The organism is Paenibacillus sp. JNUCC32 (assembly GCF_014863545.1).
GTDB lineage: Bacteria > Bacillota > Bacilli > Paenibacillales > Paenibacillaceae > Paenibacillus_AQ > Paenibacillus_AQ lautus_A.
Genome location: NZ_CP062260.1, coordinates 5,358,682 through 5,377,671, shown reverse-complemented (window position 1 = coordinate 5,377,671; position 18,990 = coordinate 5,358,682). Strand labels below are relative to the sequence as shown.

Genomic DNA, 18,990 nt, shown 5'->3' with positions numbered 1-18,990 from the left:
CTTCCAACTTCTATATTCTCTATATAAAAAGCCGGCAATCTGCATAAGAATAGCTGTCGAGTAAGTCTCGACAGCCTTCAAGTCTTCTCTTATTTTTTATTTTTTATCAAAAAATTATGGAGCAAGATCAAGCGGACCACCCGCGTAGTGTGGAAAAACACTTAATACTTCTTTTTTATCATAATCTCGGTAAATAATAGCTCTAACTGGATCCTTTAAGTAAGTGTTACCTTCTGAAACTGCTAAAGTTTCAATTTGATCGTACAATTCTCCCCAAACATTTTTTGTTTCAAGTTTAGAGCTTTCAGTAAGTCTGCCATTAAGGTAGCCTCTCTCGGAGTGTCTTTCATTCGTTTGTACATTATTAGAAGAAGCCTTTAATTGCCATGTTGATCCATTTTTAACCCAAACATACTTCATTTTTACAGCATAGGATATTAAAGCGTCGTGAGTATCAAAACTAGTATACCCTTGGATTGCAGGCCACCAAAATTCGTGAAATGATGCTTCAAAGAGTTTGGACTTTCCAGCCGCTCTTTGAATCAATACGTCAATAACTTTTTCTCTTGCTTTGGCGAACTCGAAAGGTTGTTTCATTAATTTTATTGAATCGTAATGTTTAACTAACGGAGCGCCACCTCCATTTTTCGGAACAGCATAATTCACCCAAATTGTATGGCTTCTACCATTTACAGTAATAGTTTTTTCACCGTAAGTAAGCATGTCAACATATGGGTATGGTCCCCATGTGGGTGGGCCAGCTGTAACATGGTTTCCATTTTCCGCACTTAAATATGTAGATTTATTTAGAATAGTGCGTTCCTCTTCTGTTATAGGTCGAACTCCTTCAGCCTCAAGTAAATTAATTAACTCTTCTTCCTTGTCGTCTAAAGCTTGTATAGGTGTAGAAGCAGTATCAGTTATTAAATTTGCAGGATTAATTGTTGATTTTTCTAACCTAACAGAGATAAGATCATCAATTAATGATTCAATCTTAAGTTGATGATCCTTATCAAATGCTGGGGCTTTTAGATCTTGGCTAGAAGCTGATGCCATGCCAGAAAAACAAGACATGGCGGTTGTTACAGCAAGCATCATGGTTAAAAGTTTCTTTTTATTCATGCGGCACCTCCACTATTTTTGATTTGAATATAACAGGTTAATAATGGAAATACAAGGATAATTTATATTTATTGATAAAATAAGGATACTTATATATAATAGGAGAATCTTATAGCAGATTTCATTACTGGAGGTGCTTCGCCAACTATGAAAAGGTATAAAAAAAAAATGATTATTACTTTCGTGTCAATTACTGTAGTTTTAGTATTATTAGCTGTATATTTCTTTAGAACATTTACTCCCGAAGGGATACTTTGGAAAAATGGAATATCGAGCAAAGAAGTTATGTTAATATCAAAAGAGGACTATCAATTTCACCATTACTTATATGAAAAGAACGGTAAAATTAAAGGGATTATTACTCTTCAGAAAAAAGGTTGGAACTTATGGTCCCTATATAATCACGCTTATCAGCAAAAAATAGAGTCTTCAGACATAGAAATCATAAAAGCTTCCTATCCAACGTACAAAGATAACCATTTAGAGCACATTCCAGTTTGGGGTGGTGTTGTTATATTAGGAGATGAAAACTCATTCAGCATTCGAATAAAAAATAAAGAACAGGTACCTAATTTAACAGCGAAAATTGATGGGAAGATGTATTTTTTCTACAGTTCACCAGATCTTAACGATGATGACGAAATTGAAGTGACTAAGCCTTGAAAATGATTTTCAACCTTCAAATTGGATTATATAAATCTTCATTTCCATGGGTGTGAATGTTGCTGCTATATAGATAAACACCATCGAATAGAAAAAGTTTGATACTTTTTTAAATTAGTCTAAACGCAGTCGATGTTAATGTGCGTACATATGTCTAAGGGGTTTTGTGAAATAGTCTGTCGCTCCGATCCCCAAAACAGGCAATTTTCGACGCTGGCGGACAATTAGGTGTTTCCGAATTTAGAGTGCCTAGTTTAATGCCCTTATCCATCTTCCCAAATGGCGTTGAACCAGAAACTGTAGCTACTAATGTCGCGCCTTCCGAACACCTGATAGCCTGTACACCCGCATTGTCCGTTGAATCATTCATGGGGTCACTTCAGAGGTTGTGGATTTTTCTGTGTTCGATTAAAAGTGTAAAATCCTTAGCTATAAGTTTGCAAAGCAGGACACCTCACTCAAAGAGTGTCAAATGCAGTTATGCTGAAGAAGGGCCTAGAGGTCCTTCTTTTTTTTGCTTTCTTTTTTCTGACATTTGTCATAACCGGCTTGTGACAACCCACACTAATTGAATCTCGCGCTTTTTCAATATAATGAGGACATCAAGTAACGAAAGAAGAAATTAGCGGAGGTTAGGACAAAATGACAAAGGCGATTGAATGTATAAATCTAGTGAAGAAATTCGGCGATTACTGTGCCGTTGATCATATGAATCTATCATTTGAGAAAGGCCAAATAACAGCATTGCTCGGACCGAATGGGGCAGGCAAGACAACAACCATTTCCATGATACTCGGAATGGTCAAGCCAACATCAGGAGAAGTCAGGGTCTTGGGGATGCCGTCTGGAACAAAGGAATTACGGCAGCGTGTTGGAGCGCTTTTGCAGGATGTTAAAGCGGCAGATGGACTTACGGTGAAAGAAGTGCTTCAATTGTTCCGCAGTTATTATCGTAATCCGATGTCGCTAGAGCGATTGTTAGACATTTCGGGTCTCCACGCAGATCAGAAACGACGCGCATCCTCGCTGTCTGGAGGACAACGTCGTAGATTAGCTTTCGCCCAGAGTTTGGCGGGAAATCCAGAGCTTCTCCTGCTGGATGAACCAACCGTCGGAATGGATATCGAGGCTCGTGGCCGCTTTTGGGACACCATCCAAGCGCTGGCAAGTGACGGACGTACGGTGCTTTTGACTACACATCATTTAGATGAAGCTGATGCTGTCGCAGATCACATCGCACTCATCGCCAGGGGACAGGTTGTTGCGGAAGGGACTCCGGAACGTTTAAAGGCTCAAACAGCACTTAGAACCGTTTCATTTCGAGCGGCGAACGCGCCAGCGGAGCAGGAATGGCTCACATTACCTGGTGTAGAAAAGGCAGAATGTAGTGGCGAGCGAATTCGTCTGTATGCTCAAGAGACCGATGTGTTGTTATTTACACTGATGCAGTCTGAATGGGGAATTTCAGATATTGATATACAATCCGCCAGTTTAGAAGATACATTCCGAAGTCTTACAGGCTCAAATAAACAAGCGATTATACGATAATAAAACATTTTTAGGAGGAAAATAGCCATGTTACATATGTTTGTTGCCCAGACCAAAGCAGAAAGTATACGAATTATCCGCAGTCCGTTCTTCTTACTCTTCTCCATTGCGATGCCGCTTGCTTTCTACTTTTTATTTGCAAGTATGAATGGGGTAGATCAATCGATTCAATCAACAACTTGGGGTGTCTTTTCATTGATGTCAATGACTGCATTCAGTTTGATTGGTACAGCCGTATCTCAATTCGGTATCCGTCTATCGTTCGAGCATCAAGATGGGTGGGTACGCCTGTTGAAGCTGACTCCACTATCTCCTGCCGTCTGGATTGGCAGCAAAATCGTATCGCAAATGGCTGTTCACTTGATCGTCATTGTTGTTATATTTGTATCTGCCAGCCTTGTTCATGATATACAATTGACAGCCGGGCAATGGATATTATGCGGATTATGGTTATGGATTGGGAGCATATCTTTTCTGGCGCTTGGTGCCTTGTTAGGAACGCTTAAAAATGCGAATACTTCCGTTGCCATCGGAAATGTGTTACAGATGGGGCTTGCCATTGTGGGGGGGCTTTGGATGCCGCTTAGTACTTTGCCAAGTTGGATGGGCTCGGTCGGGGAATGGCTTCCATCTCACCGTTACGCTAATGGGGCATGGAATATGATCGCTGGACAAAATCCAGCAAGCATCGATTTCATAATTTTGACAGGATGCGGTCTCCTCTTTATGCTACTATCAATCTATATATACAATCGACGGGATGCGGTCTAATTGAATAGAGAAAAGTGGCGTCTCTTTCCAAAATCGGAAGGAGTCGCTCCTTATATTTTGTTAACAAATGTAATGATACCCATGTACTTTCTACTCTATGAGCCATCAAGTATACAGTGGCTTGGCTTTGTTCTGTTAGGCATATTCGTTCTATTGTTTCGACAATCCTACTTTTATTTAAAGTGGGCCACGCCAATATTGATCGTTCAGGTGGGTATACTTTTAATTTTAGCAGCTGTATTTCACCCTATGTATACGTTTATGGGTTTTATGATAGCTGCTCCGCTGAGCAAACAAAAGCTGCCGATATTACTCTCTATAACGATCGTTTTCACTGTAGCTATGGGATTTATCGCCGTTCCTTACTTGGATCGGATGGGCAGCCTAGTATGGATAGGGCTGGTGCCTATGTTTGGCATCTGTATTCTGCCGTATATTATTCGAACTTCGACCCGATTTCAACAGAAGTCTGCTCGGCTGCGGGCAGAAACTGCTGAACGAATGGCACAGCAGGAGGAGCGCCAGCGGATCGCACGTGAATTACATGATACATTGGGACATACGCTGTCATTAATCGCACTAAAAGGTGAGGTCGTTGAGAAATTGGTCAATCGTCAACCCGAGAGAGCGATAGAAGAGGCTCGTGAAATACGAGAAACGGCACGCGCAGCCTTGAAACAAATGCGAGAATTGGTTACGGAGATGAAAGTTACATATCTCGCTGACGAATATAAGCATGCTGTATCGTTATGTTCAGCAGCGGGCATACCGCTTTTATTTCAATATCAATCGATTTCAGATCCCAGACCTTCTAATGTAGGGACGGAAGACGCTTTAGTGAACAATCCGCTTCCGTTAACACCCTTGCAGGAGACGATCTTGGCGATGTGTTTTCGCGAGACGATTACAAATGTGGTTCGTCATAGCCGAGCAACAAGTTGCAGCGTTCTTCTCGACATTCAGGAAGGGGAAGTTCGTGTATCCGTAAGTGATGACGGTATTGGGGCAGATATGGATCAATTCTATACTAGCAGTAATGGCCTCGCCGGTTTACGGCAGCGGTTGGTTATGATCGATGGTCGTATGTCGCTGTCTTCGTCCCCAGGCAAGGGGACGAAAGTCACCTTACATATACCTAGGGTAATACGAAATGAAAAGGTAGGTAGTGCTTAGATGATTCGTATTGTTTTGGCAGAAGATCAAAAGTTATTAAGGGGAGCACTGGCAACGTTACTCTCGTTAGAAGATGATATTGAAGTCGTCGGTCAAGCTGAAAATGGGGAAGAAGTGATGTCCATGATTCAGCAATATGAACCCGATGTAGCTGTTCTGGATATTGAGATGCCGCTGAAAACGGGGTTAGATATTGCGGAATTAATTCAAAAGAATAAGTCAGCTTGTCGTGTCATCATCTTGACGACATTCGCGCGTCCTGGATATTTCCAGCGGGCTATGCAGGCAGGAGTTTATGGATATCTTCTTAAAGATACGGGCAGCGAGGAACTGGCTGATGCGATTCGTCGGGTCTATGATGGGAAACGTGTCATCAATTCAGAATTGTCGCTCGCGGTATGGGATGATCCATGTCCATTATCACCCAGGGAGCGTGAAGTCATGAAGTTGGCTGCCCAAGGCTTAGTTCTTCAAGATATTGGAGCACAGCTGTTTCTATCCTATGGAACGGTACGGAACTATATGTCTGAGGCGATTGGGAAGCTCGGGGCGAATACACGGATCGAGGCAATCGATATCGCACGTAGCAAGGGATGGTTGGATTGAGGAGAACTCCGAGGTATGGAGGTAAGCGGATCACCCCACTCAAGGGATGATGCAGCCAGCCTATAGAGAGCTTTAGAAGCTCTCTTTTTTTTTATGATCCGCTGCTTAGCATACCGTAACCTAATCCATACACTGCGGCGAATTGTGGATTTGCATAGCCACGGTTCGCCTCCATACATACCATCAGAAAAGCGACCGTTATCGGTCGCTTTTCTTGCTGTGAAGAGGCAATGGTCTCCGAGCTCCCAACATACTGAATGTACTCTCTTTTCATTGCGCATGTGCCGGGGAGTTTCTTGGGAGACATCAAAACTGTCATTACACTCGTAGAAGCCTATGTGATGTTACCTTCTCCCCTCAATACATACCATAAAAACCCGCTCATTGAGCGGGTTTTTTCTCGTTGTATTTATGGTTCTGTATAAGTTAAAAGAAGAACGTCTTCTCAGCATTGGGCAATCTTTTAATTTGATATGAGTTCAAATAATAGATTTTCAATAGATTTTTAAGGGAAAATATTCCAATTTCGCTAAAATAGTATATACTAAATAACAGGAGGTGACCCATATTATGGAATAATACAACAGTTTTTTGCTATTTAAACAAGAAGACTTTGGTGCGCGGCTCTCAAATCAGTCAATACATAGGAAGATAAAGCAAATTTCAATTCAATATTAGGAGGAACGCTTGTGAAAAAAAGTTTAAAAACACTTTCTGGGTTATTAGCGCTCGTCATACTATTCATTTCCTTTATACCAGCAGCCCAGGCCAACGCCGATAGTGATCCGGTTGCAATCGAAAAGCTGTCGTATTTAAGCGGTGAAGAACAGTTAGACGCCCTTTTAGAAAATGGACTCGTATTGCCTGAAGCATTTGAACAGGACGAGTATACGGTAAATGCCGTAAAAACGATCGTAGCTGATATTCAGCGAGGAGTAACGACCGTAGACCGCATACCGTATAACTATACGGAGTTAGCGGAGCTGGCCAAGAGAATCCTGGATGTGTCCGGGCAAGAAAGCATATCTGCTTTAGCGAACTATACGTTAAAAGATAGTACGGTAATAGGAACATGGTCGAACAGCTATACAGGATATAATTGCTACGGGTATTCCATAGGCGTGCATGTCTTTCAAAATCCGGGCTATCATTCCAATCAGAGCTTCAACATGAATCTATCGATTGCAAGTATGGCAGATTTAGTCGTTGATGATCTGGAGGCCCTTGGATATTGGGGTTATAAGACTGCGACTAAACCATCATCGTTGGCTAATTATGAACGTGTGGTGGCAATCCGAAAAGGAAGCGTCGATTACCATTTCATGAAAGGAACGACGACGGCTTCGGATTGGACTCATAAGCCAGGAGGGACGAATCCTTTGAGATGGAATTATTCTTCGCCTGGGTATAAAACTTGGACAAATGAATATTCCTACAATAATGTAAGTTATCAAGGAGACATCACCTACAATAGCTCCATTTATTACATCATCTATTGGCCTAAAAACGTCGGTCCACAGCCTGACAAGATTGATTTTTCAATTTGAGTGAAAAAGGCGATTCCTTTCCAGTAGTCGCCTGCGTCAAGAGCTAATCCTAAGGAATAGGAATTGTTGTTCTTGGAGGTGTTGGACTAAAAGGATTTCCTTTTCAATTTATCGGTGATTTGAAGTTGATTTTATCCTTATTCGTACACAGGAGGTGCCGGGTTGATGTCCAACATAATCAAAGTCGGCGGACTTAAATTACTGTTCATCTGTGCGGGCCTGGGATTGATTCTGCTTGGCGCCGGGTGCGCTCCGAAGACGGAGGAAGATGTGAAACCGGAGGTTGTAAACGTACCTGCGGAAGAAATGATCGCCATACTTTGGAATAAAGGATGGTCACCGGCTATCAGCGTCACTCGGGGCATTCCGTTTGAACTGAGCGGCAGTGATGAAATCGCGTATGACATATCAGGCGATACCGACTACTTATGCGCGGAAATCAAGGGCAGGCTTGAAAGCATGAGCAAGACGGGAACCTCAAGGAAAGCGGGAGAGCAATTTTACTGGAGCCCTCTCTGCGGGGACCCTCCGGCTGATCTCGCCGAAATTGAAACTTCATGGGTCACCGTCGTTCGTAAACAGGATGGGTATCCGACCGGAATGGTTCTGGTCAGGATCTCGCCGGAGCGAGACAACGGGAATGGAGGATTGACGTTCAAGGCAGACATCATCGCGAGTTTGGCTTTTCCCCAACAAGACGGGGCTTACCAAGACATTTCTGACGAGGATTTAAAGGAACTTGAAGCCACCTACAAAAATTGAAAGGACAGAGGCTCCATTCCCACTCAAAGATTATTTGCTGATTTAGAAGTATGAATTGTCCATAAAATGTATGGAAAAGTCATCAGCCCATGTTCGGGTTGGTGACTTTTCCATTTGTGGTATAATAACCCGAAATGTCCACATTAACTGAAGATTGGCTGGTGAATTGGAATGAGCGAAAAATTCTGGTTAGTGGTACAGTATCCTCTGAAAAGTGCAAAAGGCAGCCAACGCGACCACTGGTTAAGAGAAAAAGTAATGGAATATTTAGAATTATCTCTAGCGGATGCCGATTTAGGCCATGTTGACGGCTTTGATATGGGGACATGCATATGGAAAAGAAGAAGAAACCTTCATTCTGAAGTATGCCTATAAGAAGGGCGTTACCGATTTTTCACTATAGCCTATACGGTGTTTAAATGTCGTTCGGCGAGTTGGTCATAGTGTCTTCGCTTCAATAAATTCACCAGAGCCAGGCCCATTCCTAGTCTAAGGTCTAGGTTCAGATACCCCCTAAGACGGTTATGTCAGCCAAATAACGCGGATATAATGGATTTATAAACTTGGAGCGTGACTTATGAAGCCATAAGGGGTGTTTGAATATGAAGGCAACAGAAGCGACTGCCATGTCGCGGGCAGGCAAGGTGAATTGGGTGCTTTTTAATCCGAAAACCTATGCAACGATTCTCTATTTATTGCTATCTCTCCCGTTAGGGATTATTTATTTTACAGTTGCGATAACGGGACTTACCTTATCCATCGGTTTGACTCCGATATTTATCGGAATACCGCTGTTTTTTGGAGTAGCTAAGCTATTGAATGGGATTGTGGTTTTTGAACAAAGCATGATTAGACAAATTTTGGGTTTACCTAATCCTACTGTATCGTATACCTACAATCAACAGTCTGAAGCTGGGCAGAATTGGTTGAAACGAATGGTGAGCGGTTTTGACGGAGCGCTCTTTATTCGAAACCTGCTGCTCGTATTCCTAAGATTTGTTACCGGCATCGTATTCTTTGTTATTATGGTAACGGTGATTGCACTGGGACTCGGATTGATTGCTCTTCCGGTCGTGCATATCATTTTGATGAATGAACTGCAGCTTGATATTTTGGAAAATAGCTTGTTCAGTTATTTTCATATCGATTGGACCTATAATCAGCAATACCTGCTGTACGTAGGCGTAGGCCTTATCCTGTTCTGGGTTGCGCTGCGCGTTGTGAATGGGCTTATGCAAATTCTGCGCAGAATCATGTATGTGGATGAGCCCTATCAGCAGCCGTCAGTGCCGCCGATGGAAGCACAAATCCATGCGCCCGTTCAGTCGCAATATTACGAGTACCCAGAGGATCACCCCACTCAAGGGATGATGCAGCCAGCCCATAGAGATCTTTAGAAGATCTCCCCAAAGCGACCTTAACCGGTCGCTTTTTCGTTTTTGCGTCCGGTTTAAGCCTGAAATATAGCCCGATCTACGCCTTGTATCTGCAGCTTTCAGCCGTTCACGACCATCCCGGATGGATGTTGTCCAAGAGAAAGTGTCATTTCCCCGACCTATAATCATTAACTCAGAATATCGCGGAATGCGCAGGTTATAACAAAATGATTGTTTCGGAACTGTTTCCGCAGCTGATAAGCTGTGGGTGGAATTCCAAAATTTGTTGATTTTAAACAAGGACATTGTTTGACAGACAGGGTCCATAAAGCGAGGAGGCTGATAAGAAAGCTCTAATTTATTGCAAGCGATTACAAAGTACAAGTGAATAAAAAAAGGAGGAGATGAAATGAAGAACAGCGTTGCAAAGGTAACCGGCATGGTATTGTTGTTTTCTCTGGCGCTAGCTCTCATAGCGGGAGGATGGGTGAATAAGACAACGGTCGATGCTGCCGGTCTTTCGATTATCGGCGGCGGGGGCTGGAATGAAACGGCGTATATAGAATGGTCACCCGTGAGTAATGCGGAGGGATACAATGTCTACGTGAAACACGCCAATGCGCCGGATTCCAGCTATCAACAAATGGATAATGAGCTGATCCGGCAATACCCTTCCTATTGGAGAGCAGATGCCGTTGGACTCGCAGCAGGAAATTATGTGATGAAGGTTGAAGCCAGGCTGTCGGACGGTTCAACGGTAAGTGTCGTTTCGAATAACCTATCCGTAGCGCCGCATGATCGATACGGATTTGCTTTTTCCTCAGACTCGCCATACGGGACTGGCTCGGGTGCCTACAATGATGACGGTACGCTTAAAGATGGTGCACAAGTTATTTATGTGACCTCCGAGACGGCACGAACCGTAACCCTTGATGTGAAAATCAACAGCTCAGGCGGGGTTCAAACGGGCGTGGGGATCGGCGAGATTTTGACGCTAAGACAAAAAGGCTATGACACAACCCCTCTTGCGATCCGGTTTATTGGAAAAGTTACCGATGACGACATGAGCGGACAGCTGAATAGCAGCGGCTACCTTCAAGTAAAAGGCAAAAACAATTACTCGGAAATGAATATGACGATCGAAGGGATCGGAGACGACGCTTATGCTTATGGGTGGGGATTGCTCCTTAGATACGTAGGGAATGTGGAAGTAAGAAACCTCGGGCTCATGTTGTTTCCTGATGATGGAATTTCCATGGATACAGGAAACGTCAACGTGTGGGTGCATAATAACGATCTATTTTATGGAACCGCAGGAGGAGATGCCGACCAGGCCAAGGGCGATGGTTCAACGGATCTGAAAAAAGGATCGACCTATATTACAATCTCCTACAATCACTACTGGGATTCGGGAAAAGCGGCTTTGGTCGGGTTGAGTGAATCGGAGGAATTCTTTGTCACCTTCCACCATAACTGGTTTGATCACTCGGACTCCCGCCATCCGCGAATCCGATTGGCATCGGTTCACATCTATAATAACTTCTATGACGGAGTCTCAAAATATGGGGTCGGTGTGACAACGGGAGCTTCAGCCTTCGTGGAATCCAATTACTTTAGACATGCCAAATACCCGATGTTGAGCTCCTTGCAAGGTACCGATGCTTTAGGGGAAGGGACCTTTTCGGGCGAAGACGGAGGCGTGATTAAGGCCTATAACAATAGGATCGTAGATGCGGACAGCCTGATTTATGCAAATTCCAATACCGGGACAGCTCCGGCAAATGTAACCTCATTCGATGCATACTTGGCTTCGTCAAGAAATGAAACCGTACCAAGCTCATACAAAGCATTCGTGGGAGGAACGGCTTATAATAACTTCGATACAACCGTCAATACGGGAGTGAATAGCGCCGACATCGATAACGTGAGCGATGTAGAACAGATTGTTACCGCACAAGCCGGACGCCTGAATAACGGGGACTTCACCTGGGAATTCAATGATGCCGTTGACGACACATCCTATGCCCTCAATACAGCTTTAATGGCTAAAATAAGCAGCTACACCAGCGGGCTTGTATCCGTAGGCGGGAATTCAACCGGGGCGGAGCCGGAACCAGAACCAGAGCCGTCCACCGGAGAACAAGTTCACAACTTTACAACGTCCGGATTGGCAAGCGATTTCTTTAATATTGTAGGGAATCTCTCCACAACCAAGGGAACTGTGGCGTATAACGGCTTGACGCTAACCCAATGTTTGAAAATCGAGAGTTCAACCCGTATTACCTTTACCTCTACGGAAACGGCAACATTAACATTAGTGTTTAATTCGGCAGACGGAACCAAGATCAAGATTGATGGAACGAGTTATCCGATGACGAATGGTGTTGTCAGGGTGTCGCTTGCTCCAGGAGCGCATACGATTACCAAAGATCATACGACGAATCTATTTTATATGGCGTTGGAGTAGAGCAGGACAGGGTTTGTGCTCCCGCGCGTCTCTCATACGAATATAAAAAGCGACCGTGATTCGGTCGCTTTTTATATTTTATCTGTTGATTTGGTTATTGGGACACCATGCTTCTGAAATGTAGCTGCTAAGCCGGGAAACTGATATTTATGATTAACCATATCTACCGTAAAATCCTCAATCGTTATAACAATTATGAAATCGATACTCACAGTCTAACTCTAGCCAACTTCGGGATTCGATTTAGTACCCCATAGTCATCCCCACCATGTTCCTGTACAATGAAGTGAAAATAAACGGGACTGGCGGAAGGGGTGTGGCCAGCGTGTCTTTCAGGTTCAAACCGCTTAAATCCTGGAGTCTTCGCGCTAAAATTTTGCTGATCTTCCTGCTGCTCATTTCGGTTCCGCTCAGCCTGCAGGGCGTGGCGACCTACGTGGGTTTTTCCAACTCCGTTGAACGAAGAACCTCCGATTATACCGCCCAATTGGTGGACCAGATCAACCGGAATTTGGACAGGACCTTGATGGAGATGCAGAGATTGACGTTGATGCCTTTATACGATTCGGGGGTATTGTCCATCTTGCGCAAGTACAGGGAGGAGGATAGTCTACATCAGCAGCCTACGGTGGAAGAACGCTCCAAAATGCAGCTTTATATTGCCAGCATGACCTTCGACAGGCCAGAGATTGACAGTATCCAGATTTTCGCCGGAAGCGGTTACACCTTCTCGAGCCTGGCTCCTAGCGCAATCGCTGCCTATTCGGACATGGAGCGGCAGCCCTGGTACCCTGGAGTGGTAGAAGCGAGAGGAGCTTGGGTGCTGCTTCCGCCGCATCGGCCTTCTTACTATCTGGACGGCAATCAAAGCTATTTTTCCGTAGCCCGGCTGATCCGTGAGCCCAATACCAACCGGACGCTCGGGTTAGTCAAAATCGATTTGAAGCAGACTTTGTTCAAGCAGCTTGTCGAAAATGTCAAGCTGGAAGAGAACGGCGGCATTGTCGTGCAGAATAGCCGGGAAGAACTTTTCTACACGGCGACCGCAGATGGGGATACGGAAGCCTCCAAGCTGCTTTCGGATCGGATTCTCGGCCTTTCAGGGCGTTCGGAAACGGCCAGCGAGATTCTGCATATGGAGGGCAGCAAGTATTTGGTTGTCTCCAACTATTCCCGATATTCCGATATTAATATCGTCAGCTATATTCCGGTCGCATCCCTGCTTGTGGAGACCAAGGAACTTCGCAACTTTACGCTTCTAGCCGGCCTGATATGTCTCGTTATGGCCGGGGCCTTAGCCATCTACTTCTCTTATCGGCTGACCCAACCTCTCGGGACGCTGGTACGAAAAATGCGACTCGTGGAGCTCGGCGATTTCAAGCAGAGCGTGCCGGTAACTGAGGATGAAATCGGTCGGCTTGGTTCCGGCTTCAACCGGATGGTAGAGGAAATCGACCGGCTCGTCCATGAAGTATACGTGCTCGGCATGAGGGAAAGAGAGGCGGAGCTAGCCGCGCTGCAAAGCCAGATCCAACCCCATTTTATATATAATACACTGGAGTCGATCAGCATGCTTGCCCGGCAGCGCAATAATGAGGACGTCTCGGAAATGGCCACGGCTTTGGGACGACTGATCCGCAGCGCAGTGGAGCAGGACCGAAGCCTCATCCGGCTTGGCGAGGAGCTTGAGACGGCGGAGTCGTATATTCGCATCCAAAAGATGCGCCATGGTTCCAGGCTGCAGGCTATGTTCGATATCGAAGAAGGGTTGGACGATTGCCTGGTCCCGAAGCTGCTGCTCCAGCCGCTCATTGAAAATGCGATAATGCACGGGATTGGAGACCGCGAGCAAGGGGGCACGGTATACGTTACGGTGGCACGATTTGAGGATGAAGTGCTGTTGACCATTCGGGATGACGGGCGGGGCTTGTCGGAGGATGAATTGGCGGCTTTGCAAGCCTCATTGGAAGAGGCCGGGGATGATGTGGCAGCAAAAACGCCGGCGATGCCATTACGTGGTCATGGAGTTGCGCTGAAAAATATTAAACAGCGGTTGCGGTTGATTTACGGCCGGGACTGCGACTTCGAAATCGATGGAAGCTTGGGACAAGGTGCGGCTTTTACCGTGACGCTGCCGTTCGCGAAACAAGAAAAGTAGGAGGTCATCCATGATCAAGCTCATGTTGGTGGAAGACGAGGACATTATCCGTAAAGGCATCCGCGATTTGATCGGCCGTGTGGCTCCTGATTTTGAGGTCGTATACGAAGCCGCTCACGGCAAGGAAGCGCTGGCTTATCTGGAACGCAATGTGGTGGATGTGCTCATTACGGATATTCGAATGCGGGAGATGGACGGGCTTCAGATGGTGGAAAAGCTGCGGACCGCAGGCCATGAGATGCCGATTGTCATTATTAGCGGCTATGGAGATTTTGTATACGCCAAAAAAGCGCTGCAATTCGGGATCGCCGATTACCTGCTGAAGCCCATAGACCGTAAGGATTTTACGGTTGCATTGGACAAGATTCGGCTAACCCTGAATTCTTCAAATCGCTATGCGGGTGGGACTGAGCCGCAAAGCGAGGCGGACGGGGGGCCGCCATCCAGCGAGGGGCGCAGGATGATCCGGAAGCTGAAGGCGTATATCGCTGAAAACCCCGACGGTGATTTGCGTCTGCAGACGTTAGCGGAGATGGTGCATTTAAATCCTTCCTATCTAAGCCAGCTCTTTAAGCAGGAAGGGGGCGGCAATTTGTCCGATTATATCGCCGAAACGCGCATCCGGCGAGCCTGCAAGCTGCTGGAGACGACCAACCTGAAGGTTTACGATATCGCCCGTTTATCGGGATATCAAAGTCCGAAGCATTTTATGCTGGTATTTAAACAGCATATCGGAATGACGCCGGGAACCTACCGGGAACAATACAGTGTGTAATACTACATAACAAATTATGTTATGTAGTTCTTTTTTATGGGCTAAAACGGAAATGACCTAAAAAAATCGTACCTTTTCTGAACGTTTAGTGATTTTTTATATGACCATATGTAAATATAATTAACCACATCACAACCTTAACTTGAACAATGCAGAGGGGGAAGCGGTATATGAAAAAATGGTTGACCGGTTTATTGGCATTAACACTTGGTGTAGGGCTCATGGGCTGCGCCGGGAAAGAACAGTCGAATCATACGCCAGGCGAAGCCAGTGGCGAGAAGGTACTGCTCAAATTCGCGACATGGGGAAATCCGGCGCAGCTTGAGCTGTACAAAGGGCTGACCGACGCTTTCACGCAGGAGCATCCGAATATTGAGGTGCAAATTGACACGATCCCGTTTGCGGATTATCAGCAAAAAATGTCCGTACTGGCGGCAGGCCAGGAGCTGCCCGACATTGCCTGGGTATCGGAGCGGATGGTACCGCAATTTATGGCCAACGACATTCTGGCCGATGTCACGGATATCGTTCAGGATGATGCTTTTGACATCGATGACATTATACCTTCGACGCTTGAACTGTTTCGCCAGGACGACAAGCTATATGGACTGCCGTTTTCCACTCCGCCCAGCGTGGTGTTCTACAACGAGGATCTGTTCAAGCAAGCGGGCTTAAGTACGCCGAACGAGCTTGCGGAAAAAGGCGAATGGACGTGGGAAACGTTCGAAGAAGCCGCAAAAACGATCAAGACGAGCGCTGCTTCATCGAACGTTTACGGGGCTAACTTTTTCCGCGACTGGAAGACATGGATTATTCTCGCTTCGTATTCTTGGTCAAACGGGAGCGGACCCTTTAATCCAGAGATGACGGAATACACTTGGAATGATCAATACGGGGTTGAAACCTTGGACATGCTGAAGCGCATGATGTTTACGGAAGGCTCGCACCCGAAGGCGGGAGAGCAGGTTAATTTTGAATCCGGGCAAATCGGCATGATTTTCGACAACTATAGCTTTGTATCCAAAGCCAGGGAGATCCAAAATTTCAAATGGAGCATTGCGCCAATGCCATCGGGTTCGAAAGGCAGCGTTCCGATGATGGGTCAGGCGGGTTACGTGCTATTTAAAGAAGGAAAACATCCGGAGGAGGCCAAGGAACTATTGAAATTCCTTGCCGGCAAAGAGGGTGTGCAGAAAACGTCGGCCTTCTTTGTGCCGCCGCGCCAATCGGTGTTGAACTCGGATGAGTTCCTGAGCGTGGAGGGCAATCCGGATGCCGGGCACATCAAGCAGGCGGTCATCGACGAAATGCCTAAAGCGGTCGTGCAGCCGGGACATATCCGCTGGCAAAACATCGACACGGAGATTTTGACTGGCTTTGACGAGTTATTTGCCGGGCAGGGCGAATCGCAGAAAATTCAGGATGAGGTAAAAAGCAAGGTGGATACTCTGCTGAGCAAATAGAGGCAGTTACGTTAGGAGGAATGGGCATGAATCGTTTGGATAAAGCATTAAACGAAGCGCCGGGGCTGCAGCTGTTCGTCAGCCTCCCGGCCAATGACATCAAGCTTGCAGAGGCAGCCTTGGCTTCGGGCGCCGACGGCTTGAAAGTCCATATCAACGTAGGGCACCGGGCCAGCGGCAATCGCTTCGGCACGCTGGACAGCTATGCCGACATTTTCAAGGACATTCGCTCCCGCTTTAACGGCCCCCTTGGAATTGTGCCCGGAGGCTCGGTGGAAGAGGTAAACGCGGAGGAAATCAACCGGCTCCCTGAGCTTGGCGTCGATTTCTACTCGATTTATGCCTTTCATCATCCTGCTTCTCTGCTGCAGGCCCCGGGGCTGGCAAGAACGTTTGCAATCGATAGCGAGTTCGACCGGGGCGTCGTGGAAGGAGGCCGGACCTTCGGCATCAGCGCGCTTGAGGCTTCCATCGTTCCCGGCCATGAATATGGTACCAGGCTTACCCTTGCCGATCTGCTTCATTACCGCTGGCTGGCGGCACACGGCGGTTTGCCGGTCATTGTGCCAACGCAGCGTAAAATCGGCCCGGAGGATATCCCGGCCTTGGCCGATAGCGGCGTCAAGGTGCTGTTGGTCGGAGCGGTGGTCACGGGCAATGAAGCGGAAGGCATCCTTAGGGAGGTTGCCGCTTTACGGAATGCAATCGATCGTCTGTAGAGGTGCCCCACAAGGAGGAAAGCGACATGACCACACTTGAAACGATAAAATCTGAAGGGCCCGGCCGTCCATTCCGTAGGAAGGCAAGGAAGAACAGGCCCTTAAACCGCGGAGACCATTTGGCGGGCTGGCTGTTCGTGCTGCCGATGGTGCTGGGGTTCGTTCTGCTGCTGCTTGTCCCGCTCATGATGGCGCTTTATATGAGTTTTACGGATTGGCCGCTGCTGGGTGAGGCCAAGCTCATCGGATTTGAGAACTACCGCACGATTGCGGGGGACGCAGAATTTTGGCGCGTGCTGGGCAATACGCTTTATTTTGCCGCCGGACTTGTTCCGCTGAACATTATTTTGGCATTGCTGCTTGCCATCCCGTTATCAAAAAATATTCGCGGAGCCGGCTTTTTCCGGACATTGATCTTTATTCCGGTTATGACCTCGCTGGTGGTCTGGTCGATTGTCTGGAAGTATATGTTTGCCACGGATTCCGGGTTCATTAACCAGCTGCTGCGTATGATCGGCATTACCGGACCGGCCTGGCTGTACGATACCCGGCTTGCCATGCCCGTTGTTATCGTGACCAGTCTCCTGAAAAATGTCGGTTTGAATATGGTGTTGTTCATTGCGGCGCTGCAGCAGGTTCCGGCGCAGCTCTACGAGGCGGCCAGGATCGATGGCGCAGGGAGAATGCGGATTTTTTTCCGAATTACCGTACCCATGATCACGCCGACGATTTTTTTGACCCTGATGATGACCATTATCGGTTCGCTGAAGGTGTTCGGACAAATTTACGTGATGACACAAGGGGGTCCTTCCGGAAGCACCAAGGTGCTCGTCTACAACATTTGGGAACGAGCCTTTAAGCTGTTCGAGTTCGGATATGCTTCTGCGCTGGCTTATGTGCTGTTTATCATCACCCTGCTGCTTACGCTGGCACAATGGCAGATGAGAAAAAGGTGGGTTCTGAATGAAAGCTAGTCTATTTGCTAAAAGGGGCAACCCGGCAGGCGGGAACCTGTTCCATTATCTGCTGCTGCTTGCCGTTTCGGTGGTCATGATGACCCCGTTCGTGTGGATGGTCTCTACTTCGCTCAAACAGCCGGCTGATGTGTTTGTTTTTCCGCCGCAGCTGATTCCGTCGCCGATACGATGGGCGAATTATGCGGAAGTGCTGGAGACGATCCCGTTCCATCTATTTTATGGCAACAGCGTATATATCGCCCTACTGGTTACCGTGGGCACCGTGCTTTTCTCTTCCATGGCGGGGTATTCTTTCGCACGAATTCCTTTTTGGGGGAGAAGCCTGGTGTTTCTGCTGCTGCTGAGCACGATGATGATTCCGAACGAGGTCATTGCCATTCCGATGTTTCTGTTTATGCGTGAGCTGGGTTGGATCAATACGCATTTACCGCTGATTATTTTGCCTATATTCGGCGCGGGCGGTGTGTTCGGGGTGTTTGTGATGCGGCAGTTTTTTCTGGGGATTCCGAAGGAGCTGGAGGAGGCAGCGATGATCGACGGCTGCTCGCGGCTGCGGATTTATTCCACAATCATGTTGCCGTTAGCAAAACCCGCGATCGCCACGCTGATCATTTTCACGTTTTTGACGAGCTGGAACGATTTTTTTGATCCGCTGATCTTTATTAATGACCGTAAGCTGATGACCTTGCCGCTGGGATTATCGCTGTTTACCGACGAGTCGGGAACATCGTGGCATTTGCTGATGAGCGCTTCGGTTATGGCGACATTACCACTGCTCATTGTGTTTTTCTTTGCGCAGAAGCAGTTTGTCGAAGGGGTATCCATGACGGGTCTCAAGGAATAGGGTAAATAACGCTTAAAAG

General features: G+C 46.6%; 17 protein-coding genes. 16 read left to right on the top strand and 1 reads right to left on the bottom strand.

The genetic code is table 11. From position 1 onward, the window contains the following. Positions 1-114: 114 nt before the first annotated feature. A complete protein-coding gene (locus JNUCC32_RS23685) occupies positions 115-1,122 on the bottom strand; it encodes a hypothetical protein (protein ID WP_192570044.1) in 1,008 nt (335 codons plus the stop codon). Positions 1,123-1,269: 147 nt separating this feature from the next. Between JNUCC32_RS23685 and JNUCC32_RS23680 the strand changes: the two genes are divergently transcribed. From JNUCC32_RS23680 to JNUCC32_RS23605, 16 genes are all read left to right on the top strand, one after another. Then, entirely contained in the window at positions 1,270-1,785 is a 516-nt protein-coding gene (locus tag JNUCC32_RS23680; protein WP_192570043.1) for a hypothetical protein, read from the top strand. A 642-nt stretch (positions 1,786-2,427) separates the two neighbouring features. Next, positions 2,428-3,333 (top strand): ABC transporter ATP-binding protein, encoded by a 906-nt coding sequence (locus JNUCC32_RS23675; RefSeq protein ID WP_192570042.1) that lies wholly within the window; start codon positions 2,428-2,430, stop codon positions 3,331-3,333. A gap of 27 nt (positions 3,334-3,360) precedes the next feature. Next, a complete protein-coding gene (locus JNUCC32_RS23670) occupies positions 3,361-4,104 on the top strand; it encodes an ABC transporter permease (RefSeq protein ID WP_192570041.1) in 744 nt (247 codons plus the stop codon). After that, positions 4,105-5,277, top strand: coding sequence for a sensor histidine kinase (locus JNUCC32_RS23665; RefSeq protein WP_192570040.1), 1,173 nt, complete (start codon positions 4,105-4,107; stop codon positions 5,275-5,277). It begins immediately after the preceding gene. Beyond that, positions 5,278-5,883 (top strand): response regulator transcription factor, encoded by a 606-nt coding sequence (locus JNUCC32_RS23660; protein ID WP_036664865.1) that lies wholly within the window; start codon positions 5,278-5,280, stop codon positions 5,881-5,883. Positions 5,884-6,572: 689 nt separating this feature from the next. Further along, positions 6,573-7,430: a hypothetical protein gene (locus JNUCC32_RS23655; RefSeq protein ID WP_012818510.1), complete on the top strand. Its 858-nt coding sequence runs from the start codon at positions 6,573-6,575 to the stop codon at positions 7,428-7,430. 165 nt (positions 7,431-7,595) lie between these two features. After that, positions 7,596-8,192: a hypothetical protein gene (locus tag JNUCC32_RS23650; protein WP_012818511.1), complete on the top strand. Its 597-nt coding sequence runs from the start codon at positions 7,596-7,598 to the stop codon at positions 8,190-8,192. 171 nt (positions 8,193-8,363) lie between these two features. After that, positions 8,364-8,567: a hypothetical protein gene (locus JNUCC32_RS23645; RefSeq protein ID WP_228468813.1), complete on the top strand. Its 204-nt coding sequence runs from the start codon at positions 8,364-8,366 to the stop codon at positions 8,565-8,567. A 227-nt stretch (positions 8,568-8,794) separates the two neighbouring features. Beyond that, positions 8,795-9,589: a sensor domain-containing protein gene (locus JNUCC32_RS23640; protein ID WP_192570039.1), complete on the top strand. Its 795-nt coding sequence runs from the start codon at positions 8,795-8,797 to the stop codon at positions 9,587-9,589. A 388-nt stretch (positions 9,590-9,977) separates the two neighbouring features. Further along, positions 9,978-12,035: a pectate lyase family protein gene (locus JNUCC32_RS23635; protein ID WP_192570038.1), complete on the top strand. Its 2,058-nt coding sequence runs from the start codon at positions 9,978-9,980 to the stop codon at positions 12,033-12,035. A 325-nt stretch (positions 12,036-12,360) separates the two neighbouring features. Beyond that, positions 12,361-14,193: a cache domain-containing sensor histidine kinase gene (locus JNUCC32_RS23630; RefSeq protein WP_192570037.1), complete on the top strand. Its 1,833-nt coding sequence runs from the start codon at positions 12,361-12,363 to the stop codon at positions 14,191-14,193. Positions 14,194-14,203: 10 nt separating this feature from the next. Then, a complete protein-coding gene (locus JNUCC32_RS23625; RefSeq protein ID WP_192570036.1) occupies positions 14,204-14,968 on the top strand; it encodes a response regulator transcription factor in 765 nt (254 codons plus the stop codon). 170 nt (positions 14,969-15,138) lie between these two features. Beyond that, on the top strand, positions 15,139-16,431 hold the full coding sequence (locus JNUCC32_RS23620; protein WP_192570035.1) for an ABC transporter substrate-binding protein: 1,293 nt from the start codon (positions 15,139-15,141) through the stop codon (positions 16,429-16,431). A gap of 26 nt (positions 16,432-16,457) precedes the next feature. Then, entirely contained in the window at positions 16,458-17,150 is a 693-nt protein-coding gene (locus JNUCC32_RS23615) for a hypothetical protein (RefSeq protein WP_192570034.1), read from the top strand. Between the two features lie 26 nt (positions 17,151-17,176). Then, positions 17,177-18,124, top strand: coding sequence for a carbohydrate ABC transporter permease (locus JNUCC32_RS23610; protein WP_096774888.1), 948 nt, complete (start codon positions 17,177-17,179; stop codon positions 18,122-18,124). Beyond that, the gene (locus tag JNUCC32_RS23605; RefSeq protein WP_009593372.1) at positions 18,114-18,971 is read left to right on the top strand and encodes a carbohydrate ABC transporter permease; all 858 of its coding nucleotides are present in this window, start codon (positions 18,114-18,116) and stop codon (positions 18,969-18,971) included. Before JNUCC32_RS23610 ends, JNUCC32_RS23605 begins: the two co-directional genes overlap by 11 nt. Positions 18,972-18,990 lie beyond the last annotated feature (19 nt).

Excerpts from the sequence above, each read along its gene's own strand:
- JNUCC32_RS23685 (WP_192570044.1), bottom strand. The coding sequence starts at position 1,122 with ATGAATAAAAAGAAACTTTTAACCATGATGCTTGCTGTAACAACCGCC.
- JNUCC32_RS23680 (WP_192570043.1), top strand. The coding sequence starts at position 1,270 with ATGAAAAGGTATAAAAAAAAAATGATTATTACTTTCGTGTCAATTACT.
- JNUCC32_RS23675 (WP_192570042.1), top strand. The coding sequence starts at position 2,428 with ATGACAAAGGCGATTGAATGTATAAATCTAGTGAAGAAATTCGGCGAT.
- JNUCC32_RS23670 (WP_192570041.1), top strand. The coding sequence starts at position 3,361 with ATGTTACATATGTTTGTTGCCCAGACCAAAGCAGAAAGTATACGAATT.
- JNUCC32_RS23660 (WP_036664865.1), top strand. The coding sequence starts at position 5,278 with ATGATTCGTATTGTTTTGGCAGAAGATCAAAAGTTATTAAGGGGAGCA.
- JNUCC32_RS23650 (WP_012818511.1), top strand. The coding sequence starts at position 7,596 with ATGTCCAACATAATCAAAGTCGGCGGACTTAAATTACTGTTCATCTGT.
- JNUCC32_RS23645 (WP_228468813.1), top strand. The coding sequence starts at position 8,364 with ATGAGCGAAAAATTCTGGTTAGTGGTACAGTATCCTCTGAAAAGTGCA.
- JNUCC32_RS23640 (WP_192570039.1), top strand. The coding sequence starts at position 8,795 with ATGAAGGCAACAGAAGCGACTGCCATGTCGCGGGCAGGCAAGGTGAAT.
- JNUCC32_RS23635 (WP_192570038.1), top strand. The coding sequence starts at position 9,978 with ATGAAGAACAGCGTTGCAAAGGTAACCGGCATGGTATTGTTGTTTTCT.
- JNUCC32_RS23625 (WP_192570036.1), top strand. The coding sequence starts at position 14,204 with ATGATCAAGCTCATGTTGGTGGAAGACGAGGACATTATCCGTAAAGGC.
- JNUCC32_RS23620 (WP_192570035.1), top strand. The coding sequence starts at position 15,139 with ATGAAAAAATGGTTGACCGGTTTATTGGCATTAACACTTGGTGTAGGG.
- JNUCC32_RS23615 (WP_192570034.1), top strand. The coding sequence starts at position 16,458 with ATGAATCGTTTGGATAAAGCATTAAACGAAGCGCCGGGGCTGCAGCTG.
- JNUCC32_RS23610 (WP_096774888.1), top strand. The coding sequence starts at position 17,177 with ATGACCACACTTGAAACGATAAAATCTGAAGGGCCCGGCCGTCCATTC.
- JNUCC32_RS23605 (WP_009593372.1), top strand. The coding sequence starts at position 18,114 with ATGAAAGCTAGTCTATTTGCTAAAAGGGGCAACCCGGCAGGCGGGAAC.